General features: G+C 69.2%; 13 protein-coding genes. 3 read left to right on the top strand and 10 right to left on the bottom strand.

The features are described 5' to 3' along the window. Window positions 1-2: 2 nt before the first annotated feature. Both KIP79_RS09040 and KIP79_RS09035 read right to left on the bottom strand, forming a co-directional pair. On the bottom strand, window positions 3-824 hold the full coding sequence (locus KIP79_RS09040) for an ABC transporter permease (RefSeq protein ID WP_214104233.1): 822 nt from the start codon (window positions 822-824) through the stop codon (window positions 3-5). Next, the gene (locus KIP79_RS09035) at window positions 824-1,765 is read right to left on the bottom strand and encodes an ATP-binding cassette domain-containing protein (RefSeq protein ID WP_214104232.1); all 942 of its coding nucleotides are present in this window, start codon (window positions 1,763-1,765) and stop codon (window positions 824-826) included. Before KIP79_RS09035 ends, KIP79_RS09040 begins: the two co-directional genes overlap by 1 nt. An 85-nt stretch (window positions 1,766-1,850) precedes the next feature. On the opposite strand from KIP79_RS09035, the gene KIP79_RS09030 reads away from it, so the two are divergent. Beyond that, window positions 1,851-2,588, top strand: coding sequence for a TetR/AcrR family transcriptional regulator (locus KIP79_RS09030; RefSeq protein ID WP_214104231.1), 738 nt, complete (start codon window positions 1,851-1,853; stop codon window positions 2,586-2,588). Here the strand turns inward: KIP79_RS09030 and KIP79_RS09025 are convergent. From KIP79_RS09025 to KIP79_RS09010, 4 genes are read right to left on the bottom strand one after another with little or no spacing between them, the layout of a single operon-like run. Then, complete coding sequence (locus tag KIP79_RS09025; RefSeq protein ID WP_214104230.1) at window positions 2,579-3,721, bottom strand: alpha/beta hydrolase family protein; 1,143 nt, start codon at window positions 3,719-3,721, stop codon at window positions 2,579-2,581. The two genes, KIP79_RS09030 and KIP79_RS09025, sit on opposite strands and share 10 nt — an antisense overlap. A gap of 12 nt (window positions 3,722-3,733) precedes the next feature. Beyond that, a complete protein-coding gene (locus KIP79_RS09020) occupies window positions 3,734-5,155 on the bottom strand; it encodes a S41 family peptidase (protein WP_214104229.1) in 1,422 nt (473 codons plus the stop codon). Next, on the bottom strand, window positions 5,152-6,219 hold the full coding sequence (locus KIP79_RS09015) for an ABC-2 membrane transporter-related protein (protein ID WP_214104228.1): 1,068 nt from the start codon (window positions 6,217-6,219) through the stop codon (window positions 5,152-5,154). The genes KIP79_RS09020 and KIP79_RS09015 overlap by 4 nt, the downstream gene beginning before the upstream one ends. Then, a complete protein-coding gene (locus tag KIP79_RS09010) occupies window positions 6,216-7,076 on the bottom strand; it encodes an ABC transporter ATP-binding protein (protein WP_214104227.1) in 861 nt (286 codons plus the stop codon). The genes KIP79_RS09015 and KIP79_RS09010 overlap by 4 nt, the downstream gene beginning before the upstream one ends. Before the next feature lie 240 nt (window positions 7,077-7,316). On the opposite strand from KIP79_RS09010, the gene KIP79_RS49300 reads away from it, so the two are divergent. Then, entirely contained in the window at window positions 7,317-8,723 is a 1,407-nt protein-coding gene (locus tag KIP79_RS49300) for a sensor histidine kinase (protein ID WP_308169630.1), read from the top strand. Next, on the top strand, window positions 8,720-9,391 hold the full coding sequence (locus tag KIP79_RS09000; protein WP_214104226.1) for a response regulator: 672 nt from the start codon (window positions 8,720-8,722) through the stop codon (window positions 9,389-9,391). The genes KIP79_RS49300 and KIP79_RS09000 overlap by 4 nt, the downstream gene beginning before the upstream one ends. A 209-nt stretch (window positions 9,392-9,600) precedes the next feature. On the opposite strand, the gene mmsB is transcribed toward KIP79_RS09000, so the two are convergent. The 4 genes from mmsB to KIP79_RS08980 all read right to left on the bottom strand — a co-directional run bounded on the left by mmsB (window position 9,601) and on the right by KIP79_RS08980 (window position 14,684). Then, window positions 9,601-10,785: a multiple monosaccharide ABC transporter permease gene (gene mmsB, locus KIP79_RS08995; protein WP_214104225.1), complete on the bottom strand. Its 1,185-nt coding sequence runs from the start codon at window positions 10,783-10,785 to the stop codon at window positions 9,601-9,603. Continuing rightward, window positions 10,782-12,314, bottom strand: coding sequence for a multiple monosaccharide ABC transporter ATP-binding protein (gene mmsA, locus KIP79_RS08990; protein WP_214104224.1), 1,533 nt, complete (start codon window positions 12,312-12,314; stop codon window positions 10,782-10,784). Before mmsA ends, mmsB begins: the two co-directional genes overlap by 4 nt. After that, the gene (gene chvE / locus KIP79_RS08985) at window positions 12,311-13,450 is read right to left on the bottom strand and encodes a multiple monosaccharide ABC transporter substrate-binding protein (protein WP_308169629.1); all 1,140 of its coding nucleotides are present in this window, start codon (window positions 13,448-13,450) and stop codon (window positions 12,311-12,313) included. Before chvE ends, mmsA begins: the two co-directional genes overlap by 4 nt. Window positions 13,451-13,607: 157 nt before the next feature. Next, a complete protein-coding gene (locus KIP79_RS08980; protein ID WP_214104223.1) occupies window positions 13,608-14,684 on the bottom strand; it encodes an endonuclease/exonuclease/phosphatase family protein in 1,077 nt (358 codons plus the stop codon). Window positions 14,685-14,796 lie beyond the last annotated feature (112 nt).

The following is a 14,796-nucleotide window of genomic DNA, read 5'->3' as shown; positions in this document are numbered from 1 at the left end:
TTTCAGCGTCCTCCGCGCGTGTAGGCGCGGAGCGACAGCGGGACGAAGATCACCAGCAGCGCGGCCGACCAGAGCAGGACGGCGGTCACCGGATGCGCGAGTGGCCAGGCCAGGTTTCCGGACGGGGCGCCCGGGTTGCCGAACAGCTCCCGTGCGGCGGCGGTGAGCGCGCTCACCGGGTTCCAGTCGGCCAGGAAGCGCAGCCAGCCCGGCATGCCGTCGGTCGGGACGAACGCGTTGGACAGCATCGTGAACGGCAGGAACAGCGGCACCATCGCGTCGGCGACCTGGTCGTTCTTCACTGCCAGGCCCACATAGACGCCCACCCAGCTCAGCGCGTACCGCAGCACGACCATCAGCAGAAACGCCTGGGCCGTGGGGATCAGGCCGCGGTGCGGCTGCCAGCCCACGAGCAGGCCCGCGCCGACCATGATGGCCAGCATCAGCAGGCCGGTCAGCAGGTCGGCGCCGGTCTGCCCGAACGGCACCGCCAGGCGCGCCATCGGCATGGAGCGGAACCGGTCCATCACACCGCGGGAGGCGTCGGCGGCCATCCGCGTCATGACCCCCATCACCGCGGCGAAGGTCACCATCGCGAACAGGCCGGGCATGAGGTACTCGCGGTAGTCGCCGCCGTCCGGCACCTGGATCGCGCTGCCGAAGACGTACCCGAACAGCACCACCATGACGGCCGGGAAGATCAGCGCCGCGACGAGTTCGCCGGGGTCGTGGCGCAGCCGTCCCAGCTCGCGGCCGACCAGGGTCAGCCCGTCGGTGAACGTCCACCGCAGGCGGCGGCCCAGCGGCGGGGCGAGGTCGGTCATCAGACCGGCTCCTTCCGGTCGGTGAGGCGCAGGAACACCTCGTCGAGGGTGGGGCGGCGCAGCCCCACGTCGGCCGCGGCGACCCCGGCGCGGTCGAGCTCGCGCACGATGTCGGCGAGCCGGAAGCCGCCGCCCGGCAGGGCGACGCTGAGCCGGTCGGCGCCGGTCATCGTGGGATCGGTCCCGGCCAGGGCTGTCAGCACGGTCGCCGCCGGAGGCAGGGCGGCGGGGTCTTCGAGGACGACGTCGAGGCGGTCGCCGATCGTGGCCTTCAGCTCGTCGGGGGTGCCTGTGGCGATCACCTGTCCGTGGTCGACGACGGCGATGTCGTCGGCCAGCTGGTCGGCCTCGTCCAGGTACTGCGTGGTGAGCAGCACCGTGGTGCCGTCCGCCACCAGTTCGCGGACGCTGTCCCAGATCTCGCCGCGGCTGCGCGGGTCCAGGCCGGTGGTCGGCTCGTCCAGGAAGAGCACCTCGGGGCGGAGGATGAGGCTGGTGATCAGGTCGAGGCGGCGCCGCATGCCGCCGGAGTAGCCGGTGACCTGCCGATCGGCGGCGTCCATCAGACCGAAGCGTTCGAGCAGCTCGTCGGCCCGCCGGTGCGCCTCGCGCCGGGACAGGTGGGACAGGCGCCCGAACATGCGCAGGTTGCCACGGCCGGTGAGCTTCTCGTCCACGGCCGCGTGCTGGCCCGCGAGCCCGATCCTGGCGCGCACCTGGCCGGCCTCGCGGACGACGTCGTATCCGGCGATCCGGGCGTGCCCGGCATCGGGATCGGACAAGGTCGCCAGGATACGCACCGCGGTCGTCTTCCCCGCGCCATTGGGCCCCAGCACACCGCAGACCGTTCCTCTCGGCACGCTCAGGTCCAGCCCCCGCAGCGCATGCGTGTCGCCGAAGGACTTGTGCAGCCCCTCGGCGAAGACCACCGGATCCGCCATGATCCCTCCACTGGGTACGTTGTACGCGGTTACGTCGGCCAGGCTAAGTTACTGGGTACGATGTACGCAAGTAGGGGGTGGCACGGTGACCGACGCCGAGTACGTGAACATCTGGATGCGGCCCGAACGCCCCGCCCGCGGGCCGAAGCCGCTCTACAGCCGCGCGCAGATCACCGAGGCGGCGGTCAGGATCGCCGACGCCGAGGGGCTGGAGGCCGCCACCATGCGGCGGATCGCCGCCGAGATCGGCGCCGGCGCGATGTCCCTCTACCGGTACGTTCCGAGCCGCGACAACCTGGTCGAGCTCATGGCCGACCGGCTGATGGGCGAGATCGACCTCACGGGCGTGCCCTCGGGCGACTGGCGCGCCGACCTGACCCGCTACGCCGACGAGCTGCGGGCCATGTGGCTGAGGCACCCGTGGATCGGCGGCGTGCAGCGGTCACTCCCCAGCTTCGGCCCCAACCAGCTGCTCCTGATCGAACGGCTGATGGGAGTGCTCGACCCCGTCGTCTCCATCGACGAGAACCTCGGCCTCGTCGCCATGCTGAACAGCTACGTCGAGGGCACCGTCCGCGAGGAGATCAGTTCGGCCGAGGAAGTCCGCCGCAGCGGGCTCAGCGAGTCGGAGTGGATGGCGCGGAGCTACCCGTACGTCGACCGGCTGGTGAAGAGCGGGGAGTACCCGATCTTCACCAAGATCGTGATGGAGGCGCGCCAGCCGCACCTGAGCCGCGACGACCAGTTCAGGTACGGGCTCCAGCGCGTCCTCGACTGCATCGCCGCGGCCCTCCCGTCAACGGCTGCCGGGCCTCAGGATTGAGCGCAGAACTTGACCTCGGGGTAGCGGGATGACGGCTCGTCCAGGAGGGGCTGCCGCTGTGACTTCAGATGACGGTGGAGGAAAGCCGCCACGTAGGTGCGGGTGAGCTCGGCTGCGCGGGCCGCGGGCAGGGCGCCGGGTAGCGGCTTGATGGCGAGGGCGTCCGCCATCAGCGGGCTGTCGGTGAAGGACGTGTGTTCGGTGCCCGTCAGAACGAGCCAGCGCTTCCATCCGGTCAGCAGCTTCCAGTCGCGGTCCCAGGAGTTGTCGGGTCCGCCGGTGATGTGCTGCTTCGTCCCCATGAACAGGAACGGCTTGGCGAGCCCGGTCTTGGGGATGCGGGCGTAGGTGGTGCCGTCCATGTCGATTCCGGCGCGTATCCGGGGGTCCTTGACCATGGCCGCCAGGGCGGTGGCCCCGCCGATCGCCTGGCCCGCCATCGCGATCCTGGACCGGTCGATCAGGGCGGAGCCGTCCCATTTCGATGGCAGTTGGTCGAGCACGAAGGAGACGTCGGCCACCCGGCCCTGGACCGTCCTCGTGCCGAAGCCCGGGTCGGTGTCGCTGTCGCAGGCGAGGCATTCCGCGACCCGTCCGCCCGGGAATGTGGTGGCGTAACTTTCGTAGGTGTGGTCGATCCCGGCCACGACGTACCCTCGGCTGGCCAGGTCCTCGGCCAGGGAGGTGAGGGTGCTCATCGGCTGGGTGAAGCCGGGGGAGAGCACCACCAGCGGAAACCTTCCCCCCGCAGGTTCGGCGCCTTGGATGGCGTTCGTGCGGGTTCTGCTCAGCGTGTCGTACGGCGCGCTCGCGATCCCCGAGCCTTTCAGCAGGAGTTCCGATTCCCTAGGTGTCATGTACGGCGCGCGCTGCCCTTCGCGCTGCTCGGTCGGGTACCACAGGGTGACCTTGAGCTCCCTGGCGTCGGCGTCGAGGTTCCAGGGGTCAGGGCGGGAGGCGTCCTTCAGATACAGGGCGGTGGTTCCGACCGGGTAGGGGCCGGTGGGGGAGGGCAGGGCGGCGGGGCCGGTCGGCGTGGCCGGCGGGGCGTCGGCCCGGGGCGGTGCGGGGGAGGAGCAGGCGGACGCGGCCAGGACGGCCAGTCCCGCGGCGACGGCCAGGAGCTGTCTCATGGAGAGGTCCGTTCACTCGTGCAGCAAGGTCAGGGCCTTGGCCAGTGCGGGGTCGCGTCCGGCGGCCGCGTCCTGCGCGGTCAGGGGTACGTAGTGGTCGGGCGGCACGCCGATCCGGTCGATCACCTCACGGCCGGGCCCCAGGTGGTGCCTGTCGGGGAAGACCAGGAGCGTGTTGTTGGCGAGCAGGTACGACCGGGCCGGGCCGGAGATCACGCCGGCGGTTCTGGTGCCGACCAGCCGGCCGATGCGCAGGTCCTTGACCGCGGCGCTGGTGTGTTCGCACGCCGAGGCGCAGCCCTGGTCGACGAGCACGACCAGCGGCAGGTGGAGCAGTTCGACGGTGTCGTCGGTCCAGGAGGTCGAGCATCTGCCGTCCACGGCGCACTGGTAGGCGGTGACCTTGCCGTGGACGAACGCGCTCAGCAGCCGGGTCGCCTCCACGGGGCTGCCGCCACCGTTGCCGCGCAGATCCAGCACGACGCCGGCCAGGGCCCGGCCGGTGCGCAGTCGGGTGATCGCCTTGAACACCCTGTTCGCGGAGTCGGGGGCGAATCCGGTCATCCGTACGTAGGCGATGCCGTCGTCCAGCAGTTTCGACCGCACCACCTGCAGGGTGGCCAGATCACGCTCGTAGGGGCCGGGCCTGAGCGTGACCGTCCAGCGGCGGCCGGTGGCCTGCCGCAGGAGCCGCAGCTCGACCGGGCGCGCCTCGGGATAGTCCGGGTAGAGGCCGGCGATCGCCGGCGTGGCCGCGCCGTCGAAGAAGGGCGGCGTCCCGTTGATCGACTGGATGACGTCGCCGGGGCGCAGCCCGGCGGCCTTCGCGGCGCCGCCGAGTACGGTGGTGACGAACAGCGGGGGGAGGGCGACGCGGGGAGTGTCGCCGTTCGCCTGCGCGACGTCCACGTTCGCCTCAACGCCCAGGCCGTAGCCGTCGCCGTCGTAGTAGTCGAGCGGTCGTTTGAAGTCGTGCGCCCAGTGGGCGTGGTTGTCGCCGAGGGCGGCCACGATGCCCTCAAGGGTGACGACGGCCAGCTTGTCGCGCAGGTCGGGGACCTGGTCGGTGATCTTCCGGTAGGCGGTCTCGAAGGCGGCCCAGTCGGCTTTCCGGTCACCGGTCAGCGCCGGCATGATCGCCTCGGGCACGTCGCGCCCGCCGCGGTTGATCTCCTGCGTCAGGGCGAGGAACCCGGCGGTCAGTAGCGAGCGGGCGTCCAGCGTCGGGCCGCTGTAGTAGTTGCCGAGGATGCAGAAGTACGCCTGCTCGATGACGTCGATCGTGGTGGCCGTCTCCGCCTCGGGGACTCCCGAGGGTGGCGCGCAGACCGTACCGGCTGTTGTGCCTGCCTGGCCGCGCGGTGGCGTCGGCGCGGTGCAGGCCGCCGCCAGCAGGAGCGCGAGCCCGGCGGCTGCCCTTCTGACGGCGGTCATGACAGGCGTCTCCGGAGCCACCAGAAGGAGAACCAGGTGAGCCCGAGGGTGAGCAGGGCGTAGATCCCGGTCTCGATCCACTGGAACGGCCAGAAGCGCTCCAGGGGCTGGTAGGTCGCCTGCTGCCGGTAGCCGAGCCGGTTGATCTCGGCCGTGCATCCCCCCGCGGGTAGTCCCTGCGGTGAGCAGGGCCCCGACGTCGTGGAGACCGGGACGGCCCGCACGATCGTCGACGACGGTCCCGCGCCGCCATATCCGCTGGAGATCGTACGTCCGGACGGATCGACCAGCTTGCTGGACAGGACCCAGGCGCCCGCATGGCCGGGAACGGCCGACGTCCTCAGGAAGATCTGCACGGATCCGCCGCTCGGCGCGTCGAGGCCGTCCATGTTCTCCCCGCCGAGCTCGAAGGTCCCGGTGACCGGGGGCATCAGGTGGGGACGGACGAGGAGCGGCATGGCGAGCTGGATCGCGGCGAAGACGACCAGGGTGAGGGCCATGGCGGGCAGCGTGCGGCGCACCAGCATGCCCACGGTCACCCCGAGGACGAAGGCGAAGGCCGCATACCCCATCGGGGCGATACCGCGCGCGCCGAACACCACGGGAGCCATCTGCGCCATTTCCGGAACGGCCGACCTGTCCAGCGGGCCGGACCACCAGGTCACCGCGAGGCCGCACACGCCGGCGGCGGCCATGGCCGCCAGGCCGGTGAGCCCGAGCTTGACCGCCAGCCAGCGCCCGCGGGTGACGCTCTGGTTCCACACCAGCAGATGCGTGCCCGCCTCCAGCTCCCGGGTGATCAACGGCGCTCCCCAGAAGAGCCCGACCAGCGCCGGCAGCATCAGCACGACGAGGGTGAGGGCCAGGAAGAGGAGGTCGTACTCACCGAAGAACCGGTCGAAGAAGTCGAGGCAGGTGTCGTCCGGGGTACAGTCGGCGATCCCGGCGGCGTAGTCGGAGGCCAGACTCGGGCCGGTCAGGGCCAGGGCGGCGGCGAGAACCCCGAGTACGGCGGCCACCATCGTGGCCGAGCCGCGGAACTGGCGCCAGGTGAGCCAGATCATCGCTGCACCTCCAGGACGGTTCGCCGGTTGTCCATGTAGGCCAGGACGAGGTCTTCCAGGCTGAGCCGGCTGACCGTCCAGGCGGGGTCGTGGATCGGGGCGTCGCTACGGACCACGTACGTGCTCTGTCGCTCGGTGTGGCTGGCGGAGATGACGTGCTGGTCGGGATCGCGGCGTGGGCCGGTGAGCCGGTGATGGGCGGCCAGTAACCGGTCGACCTCCCCGGCCAGCTGGACGCGGGAGTCGGCGAGCACGATCACGTAGTCGCAGATGCGTTCCAGGTCAGAGACCAGGTGAGACGAGAGCAGCACGCTCAGCTGGTGCGCGACGGCAGCCTCCGTCAGCCCCTGCAGGAACTCGCGGCGGGCCAGTGGGTCGAGCGAGGCCACCGGCTCGTCCAGGATCAGCAGGTCGGGCCGTTTGGCCAGGCCCAGGGTGAGGGCGAGCTGGGCGCGCTGGCCGCCGGACAGCTTGCCCGCCCGTTGGGCGGGGACGAGGCCGAGCCGCGCGATGCGCTCCCGTGCCATGGCGGCGTCCCAGCGTGGGTTGAGCCGGGCTCCCAGCCGCAGGTGTTCGGCGACGGTCAGTCCCGCGTAGACGGGGGTGTCCTGGGCGACGAACCCGACCCTGGCCAGTTGCGCGGGCGTGGTGCCCGGCCGGCCGCCGAGTACGGTGATGCCGCCCGCCGTCGGTTCGAGCTGGCCCGCGGCCAGCTTCAGCAGCGTCGTCTTGCCTGCTCCGTTGGGGCCCACCAACCCCACGACGTGGCCCGCCGGGATGTCGATGGTGCACTCGCGCAGCGCCCAGCGCTTGCCGTACTTCCTGCCCAGTGCCTGGGCTGCTAGGACAGCGGTCACGCTGTGTCCTCCTGAGTGGTGGTCCGAAAGGTGGTCATGAACCCGGAACCGAGGTTCCAGAGCGGCGGGAACGAAACTAGGCACTGCCCATGCCGATGCGCGTCGGCCGTCATACCGAGATCGCGTACCTCCTGAGAACGAAGGGCCGCCAGGTCATCCCTGCGATGTACTCCCCAAAGACCGTGAGCCCCGTCACAACGGCCGATGCGTGACGGACAGGCAGGCGGTGACAATGTCCCGGTGAGAACCGGTGAACGACCACCGTGGTGGCGGCATGTGCTCGACCTGGACGGCCGGCTGGACGAGGACTACCCGGACCCGCCCCGGCCGAGTGGCGACGGACCCCCAAGGCCGTCTCGCCGAGCACTCGCCGCCGACGTGGTGGTCGCGCTCGTTCTGACGGTCATCGTGGTGGCCATATCGGCGAGATATCCAGGGATCGGCCCCATCGCGGATCACCCCGAAGTGATCGAGTACTTACGGCTCCAACCTGACTCTCCGCCCACACCGCCGGCTCCTGATCTCCCGGCGGTTCCTGATCCCCCGACCGACTACCTGCCACCTCCTGGCGACCTGCCCGGCGACGTGCCTGCCCCGCCTCTGCCCTACGACCCGCCCGCGTTCCTTGTGGCGCTGACGGCGTTGCCGCTGGCGGCGCGGCGCCGGTACCCGCTCATCACCTTCTGGGTGGTGCTTGCCGCCGCGCGGGCCACCCACGCGAGTGCCACCTGGATCACCGTGCTGACCTGCGCTGTCGCCGCGTACGGCGCCGTCGTCCACGGCCGTAGCCGGTTCCTGGCGATGGGTGGCCTCGTGCTCGCGGCCGGGCTCGCCGGTGGCGCCTTCCGGGACGTCGCGCCTGGGCTGCCGAGTTGGATGGGGCCGTTCGTCGTCCTGCTGAGCGTCGGCGTCTTCGCAAGCTTCGTCCGTTTCTGGCGGCGACAGCTGGGAGCCAGCCGGCATCGGCTCGCCGAGCTGCAGCAGGCGCAGGAAGACGCCATGCGCAGGGCTGTCGCGGAGGAGCGCTCCCGGATCGCCGCCGAACTCCACGATGTGGTGACCCACAATGTCAGCGTGATGGTGATCCAGGCCGGCGCGGCCCGCAAGGTCATGGACGTGGAGCCGGAGCAGTCGAAGCAGGCTCTGCTCGCGATCGAGTCCGGCGGCCGGGCCGCCATGGCCGAACTGCGCAACGTCATGGGCCTGCTCGCCGGCCCTGGCGGCGAGCGTCTCGACGGGCCCGCCGACGGGCTCGAACCCCAACCCGGGCTCGCCCAGCTCGACGCCCTGGTGGAACGGGTCCGCGCCGCTGGCGTGCCGGTGAGCGTCGAGGTGTCGCCGCCTGGGCCGCTGCCTCCCGGGATCGACCTCGCCGCCTACCGCGTCGTCCAGGAGGCCCTCACCAACACGATCAAGCACGCAGCCGGAGCCGCCGCGTCCGTGACGATCGGTCATGACGGCGACTGGCTGGATATCGAGGTGACTGACACCGGGGGAGTAGGGACCGCCGGTCCGCGGACGGGCGACGGCAGGGGGCTGATCGGGTTGCGCGAGCGGCTCGCCGTCTACGGCGGCACTCTGGACGCCGGACGGACTGCCGGGGGCGGATTCCGGATCAAGGCCCGCGTCCCGTGGAGGACTACATGACCGAGCGGTTGCGCGCCGTCATCGCCGACGACCAGGCACTGGTACGCACGGGCTTCCGCATGATCCTCGCCGCCGACGGCATCGAAGTGGCGGCTGAGGCCGCCGACGGGGACGAAGCCGTCGCCGCGGTCCGCCGTACCAGGCCCGACGTCGTACTCATGGACATCAGGATGCCGCGGATGGACGGCCTCGAAGCCACCCGGCGGATCCTCGCGGGCGGCGCCGAGGACACCCGCGTGCTGATCCTGACCACCTACGACCTCGACCACTACGTGTACGCCGCGCTCGCGGCGGGGGCGAGCGGGTTCCTCCTCAAAGACGTCACCCCCGAACACCTGGTGGCCGCGGTCCGCCTGGTGCGCTCCGGCGACGCCCTGCTCGCCCCCACCATCACCCGCCGCCTGGTCGAACGTTTCGCCCGCCGCGACAATGCGAAGCCCACCCTCCACCGCGACCTCTCCCAGCTGACGCCTCGGGAACTGGACGTGCTGCGCCTGCTCGCCACCGGCCTGAGCAACGCCGAACTCGCCGACCAGCTGACCCTCAGCGTGACCACGGTGAAGACCCACGTCGCGCGCATCCTGTCCAAACTCGGCCTGCGCGACCGCGTCCAAGCCGTGGTGGTCGCCTACGAGACCGGCCTGATCTTGCCCGGCGGCGCCGGTTGAGAGGACCGGATATCTTACTTTGTAAAGGGCGTGGGCTTTTGCACTTTTCTGATCAACAAACCCAACAACCACCGCACGCGACGGGCCTCGTCGAAACAGGGCTATTGCACAGAACTATGGCCAAAGCGGCGCTGCAGGATATCGAGTGCTGGCTTGCGGGCCGCTTCTCCCCAGCGTCCAGCTAACGTTGATCGTTAACAGCTCGCGGCTCAGCGGGTCGCGCGGCGTTTGGTCCAGACGTCGAAGGCGACGGCGGCGAGCAGGACGATGCCTTTGACGAGCATGACGCGCTCGCTGGGGGAGCCGATCAGGGACATGCCGTTGTTGATTACGCCCATGATGAGGCCGCCGGTGATCGCTCCGACGACCTTGCCGACACCGCCCTGGACGGCCGCGCCGCCGATGAAGGCTGCCGCGATGGCGTCGAGTTCGAAGGCGTTGCCGGCGGTGGGGCCTGCCTGGTTGAGGCGGCCGGCGAAGATCACGCCGGCGAGTGCGGCCAGTACGCCCATGTTGACGAAGATCCAGAAGACGACCTGTTTGACGTTGATGCCGGACAGTTGGGCGGCCTGCAGGTTGCCGCCGATGGCGTAGATCTGGCGGCCGAAGACGGCGCGGGTGGTGAGCAGTGAGTAGGCGAGAACGAGGAAGGCGAGCAGGATCAGCACCCAGGGGAGGTTCTTGAAGCGGGCCAGCTGGACTACCACGACGATGATCACGGCGGCGGCGCAGAGCAGCTTGAGCAGGAAGATGGGGAGCGGGTCGACGCTCTGGCGGTAGCCGAGGCGGGCGGCGCGGGCGCGCCACTGTGTGGTGGCCATGCCGGCGATGACGAGCGCGCCGACGATCAGGCTGAACAGGTCGGCGCCGCCGAGCGGGCCGAGGCCGATGTTGCCGAGGTAGCCGTCGGTGAAGCCGTTGGACAGTGTCCGTACTGGATCGGGGAAGGGGCCGATGCCCTGGTTGCCGAGGACGGTGAGGGTGAGGGCGCGGAACAGGAGCATGCCCGCCAGGGTGACGATGAAGGCGGGGATGCCGAAGTAGGCGATCCAGTAGCCCTGCCAGGCGCCGATGACGCCGCCCGAGATCAGGGTGATGACGAGGGCCAGGGGCCAGGGTAGGCCGTACTCGACCATCAGGACGGCGGCGATCGCGCCGGTGACGGCGACGACTGAGCCGACCGACAGGTCGATGTGGCCGGCGATGATGATGAGGATCATGCCGATGGACAGGATCAGGATGTAGCTGTTCTGGACGATGATGTTGGAGATGTTCTGCGGTTGTAGCAGGGCGCCGTCGGTCAGGATCGAGAAGAGCACGACGATCAGCGCGAAGGCGATGTAGATGCCGCTCTGGCGGATGTTCAGCGACCTGCCGAGCAGTGATGCGATCATCTGGGCTGTTCCTTGGTCATCAAGGCCATGAGGCGTTCCTGGGTGGCGTCGGCGCGGGCGAGTTCGCCGGTGATGCGTCCGGCCGACAGGGTGTAGATGCGGTCGCAGAGGCCGAGCAGTTCGGGTAGTTCGGAGGAGATGACGAGCAGGGCCTTTCCGGCGTCGGCCAGCCGGTTGATGATCGAGTAGATCTCGTACTTGGCGCCGACGTCGATGCCGCGGGTGGGTTCGTCCAGGATGAGCACGTCGGCGTCGGTGAAGATCCACTTGGACAGTACGACCTTCTGTTGGTTGCCGCCGCTCAGCTTGCCGGTGACGCTGAGCACGCTGGGTGCCTTGATGCCGAGTTCGTGGCGGAATCGGTCGGCGACGCGGTATTCCTCGTTGTCGTCGACCCAGCCGCGCCGGGCCAGCCGGCCGAGGTCGGCGGCTGAGATGTTGCGTTTGATGTCCTCGATCAGGTTGAGGCCGTAGCGTTTGCGGTCTTCGGTGGCGTATGCGATGCCGTGCCGGATGGCGTCGCGTACGGTCCGGATCTCGACCTGGTGGCCGTCGCGGTAGATCCGGCCGGAGATGTCTGTGCCGTAGGAGCGTCCGAAGACGCTCATCGCCAGTTCGGTACGGCCTGCGCCCATCAGTCCGGCGAGCCCTACGATCTCGCCGCGGCGTACCGAGAGGGTGGCTCCGGAGACGACGACGCGTCCTCGCTGGACGGGGCTGTGGACGGTCCAGTCCTCGATGCGCAGGGCCTCGGTGCCGATGTTCGGTTCGTGTGGCGGGAATCGGTGTTCCAGGTCTCGGCCGACCATGCCGGCGATGATGCGTTCCTCGGTGACCGGGTCGGCGGCCAGGTCGAGGGTTTCGATCAGTTTCCCGTCCCGGAGGATGGTGATGGAGTCGGCGATGGAGGCGACCTCGTTCAGTTTGTGCGAGATGATCACGCAGGTGACCCCGTCTTCGCGCAGGCCGCGGAGCAGGTCCAGCAGGTGCGCCGAGTCCTCGTCGTTGAGCGCGGCTGTCGGTTCGTCCAGGATGAGCAGGCGGACTTCCTTGGCCAGGGCCTTGGCGATTTCGACCAGTTGTTGTTTGCCGACGCCGATGTCGGCGACCGCGGTGACGGGGCTCTCCCGCAGGCCGACCCGGTCCAGCAGTCGGCCTGCTTCGTGGTTGGTGCGGTTCCAGTCCACCAGGCCGCGCCTGGCCCGCTCGTTGCCGAGGAAGATGTTCTCGGCGATCGACAGTTGCGGGCAGAGCGCGAGTTCCTGGTGGATGATGACGATCCCGCGCCGCTCGCTGTCGCGGATGTCGGAGAACCGCACGTGGTCGCCGTCGAAGGTGATCTCGCCCTCGTACGAGCCGTGCGGGTAGACGCCTGACAGCACTTTCATCAGGGTCGATTTGCCGGCGCCGTTCTCTCCGCAGATCGCGTGGATCTCGCCCCGGCGTACCGACAGGTTCACGTCGTGCAGTGCCCGTACGCCGGGGAAGGTCTTGGTGATCGCGCGCATGCGCAGGATGTCATCGTTCATCCGAGCTGGGATGCCTGGTAGTAGCCGGTGTCGATCAGCGCCTGCTTGTAGTTGTTCTTGTCGACGATGATCGGTTCGAGCAGGTACGACGGCACGACCTTGTTGCCGTTCTCGTAGTCGGTGGTGTTGTTCACCTCGGGTGTCCCGCCCTTGAGCAGGGCGTCGGTCATTTTGACGGTGATGTCGGCGAGTTGCCGGGTGTCCTTGTAGATGGTCGAGTACTGCTCGTCGGCGATGATCGACTTGACCGAGGCCAGCTCGGCGTCCTGCCCGGTGACGATCGGGTACGGCTGGCCGGAGGTGCCGTAGCCGTTGCTCTTCAGCGCCGACAGGATGCCGATCGACAGTCCGTCGTACGGGGAGAGCACGCCGTTCACCTGGTCGCCGCCGCTGTAGGTCTTGGTGAGGATGTCCTCCATGCGTTTCTGTGCCGTGGCCGGGTCCCAGCGAAGGATGGCGACGGTCTTGAAGTCGGTCTGGCCGCTCTTGACGACCAGGGTGCCGCTGTCGATGTGCGGTTTGAGGATGGACATCGCGCCGTTGAAGAAGAAGGTGGCGTTGTTGTCGTCGGGGGAGCCCGCGAACAGTTCGATGTTGAAAGGGCCCTTGGCGTCGCCCGCGGAGCCGTCGGCGTTGAGCACCTTCAGGCCGGTCAGCAGGGAGGTGGCCTGCTGTACGCCCACCTTGAAGTTGTCGAAGGTGGCGTAGTAGTCCACGTTCGGGCTGTTGCGGATCAGCCGGTCGTAGGCGATGACCGGGATCTTGTTGTCGGCTGCCTGTTGCAGCTGTGTGGTGATGGCGGTGCCGTCGATGGAGGCGATGATGAGCAGCTTGGCGCCCTTGGTGATCTGGTTCTCGATCTGGTTGACCTGTGTCGGGATGTCGTTCTCCGCGTACTGCAGGTCGACCTGGTAGCCGAGCTTCTCGAGCCCGGCTTTGACGTTGTCGCCGTCGCTGATCCAGCGCTCGGAGGACTTTGTGGGCATGGTGACGCCCACCAGTGCGCCCGCGTTCCCTGCGGAGGCGGAGGCTGCGGCTTCTTGGTCGACGGTCTTCTCGGTGGAGCCGCAGGCGGCGAGTCCAAGGGCCAGTGCGACGATGGCGGCCATTCTGGTCAGGGGGGAAGGGTCCATCATGGGAAAAGACTGTTATCGTTAACATTACTTGTCAACAGCTAGTGGTCAGGACCGTTAATTCGCCGGGTCGGCGGGTCGAGCCAGGCCGCGGTTTCCCCGAGGTAGGGGCGCTCCGGGCTAGGCCGGGGCAGGCTCCGGTTCCGGTGCGGTGCGGTGTTCACCAGCTGATTCCGGCCGCCACCGGCAGGTGGTCGCTGCCGGTGGCCGGCAGCACCCACGAGCTCGCCGGCTCCATGCCGCGGACCAGGATCTCATCGGCCCGTACCACCGGGAAGGACGCCGGCCAGGTGAAGCCGAAGCCGTCCCCGGCCGTGTCCTGGGCCGAGTGCATCTGTGAGGTGATGTCGGCGAACGCGCGGTCGTCCATGGTGCCGTTCAGGTCGCCGAGCAACACCACCCGCTTGTTCTTCTCGGCGGCGATGGCCCTGCCGAGCGCCTGCACGCCTATGTTCCGCGAGGCCGTCCAGAAGCCCGCCCTGGGATTCACCCGTACGGACCCCAGGTGGGCCACATACACCGTCAGTGGCCCGTGGTCCGTGGCCACCGTGGTGCGCAGCGCCCGGTTCGGGGCCATCTTTTCATCGGCCGATATGGCTTCCGCCAGTGGCCCGTAGTTCATGATGTCGATCGGCTGGGTGTCCGACAGCGGCAGCTTGCTCCACAGCCCGACCGTGCCCAGCACCGTGTGGTAGGGGTAGGTTTTCGCCAGTTCCTTCTCATACGTGCCCGTGGTCTGCGGGATCAGCTCCTCCAGCGCCAGCACATCCGCCCCGGAGGCGGCCAGGTCGCGGGCGGTGCCGGCGGGGTCGGGGTTGGCGGCGCCGACGTTGTGGCTGGCCACGGTGAGGTCGGCGCCCGGGTGGGACTTGTCGATGAGCTGCCCGCCGAAGAGGTACACCCACACCACGACCGGCAGCAGCAGCGCGGCCACCGCAGAGGCGGAGCGGCGCCACAGCGCCCCGGCCAGCAGCACCGGAATGCCCAGGCCGAACCATGGCAGGAAGGTCTCCACCAGGCTGCCGAGGTTCCCGGGCCGGTTCGGGATCTTCGCGTGCAGCAGCATGAGCAGGCCCAGCAGCAGCGCCAGCGCTGCGAGCACCAGGCCACGCCTCCAGGGCTCCGGCCGGGAGCCGATCAGGATCGCCCGGCGGACGCCCGCGCGCCAGCGGCCGACGCCGCCCTGCCCGGACTCTGCCCTGTCCACCAGCGCCTGTCCTCGCATGCTGTCAGTCACTTCCGCATCCTAGGGTCCTGGGTGAGGTCCGCGTATCCGAGAAGAACCGCGAACCCATCTGTGAAGTCCGCCAAGAGATGTCGAGAATCCGCATGTGGTTTCGTCCCCGAGG

This window comes from Acrocarpospora catenulata (genome assembly GCF_018476525.1).
Lineage (GTDB): Bacteria > Actinomycetota > Actinomycetes > Streptosporangiales > Streptosporangiaceae > Acrocarpospora > Acrocarpospora catenulata.
Note: the sequence above shows the minus strand (reverse complement) of the source record. Positions and strands in the feature narration are given on the sequence as shown.

Excerpts from the sequence above, each read along its gene's own strand:
- chvE (WP_308169629.1), bottom strand. The coding sequence starts at position 13,450 with ATGATGGACCCTTCCCCCCTGACCAGAATGGCCGCCATCGTCGCACTG.
- KIP79_RS09015 (WP_214104228.1), bottom strand. The coding sequence starts at position 6,219 with ATGATCTGGCTCACCTGGCGCCAGTTCCGCGGCTCGGCCACGATGGTG.
- KIP79_RS09020 (WP_214104229.1), bottom strand. The coding sequence starts at position 5,155 with ATGACCGCCGTCAGAAGGGCAGCCGCCGGGCTCGCGCTCCTGCTGGCG.
- KIP79_RS09000 (WP_214104226.1), top strand. The coding sequence starts at position 8,720 with ATGACCGAGCGGTTGCGCGCCGTCATCGCCGACGACCAGGCACTGGTA.
- mmsA (WP_214104224.1), bottom strand. The coding sequence starts at position 12,314 with ATGAACGATGACATCCTGCGCATGCGCGCGATCACCAAGACCTTCCCC.
- KIP79_RS09025 (WP_214104230.1), bottom strand. The coding sequence starts at position 3,721 with ATGAGACAGCTCCTGGCCGTCGCCGCGGGACTGGCCGTCCTGGCCGCG.
- KIP79_RS09035 (WP_214104232.1), bottom strand. The coding sequence starts at position 1,765 with ATGGCGGATCCGGTGGTCTTCGCCGAGGGGCTGCACAAGTCCTTCGGC.
- mmsB (WP_214104225.1), bottom strand. The coding sequence starts at position 10,785 with ATGATCGCATCACTGCTCGGCAGGTCGCTGAACATCCGCCAGAGCGGC.
- KIP79_RS09040 (WP_214104233.1), bottom strand. The coding sequence starts at position 824 with ATGACCGACCTCGCCCCGCCGCTGGGCCGCCGCCTGCGGTGGACGTTC.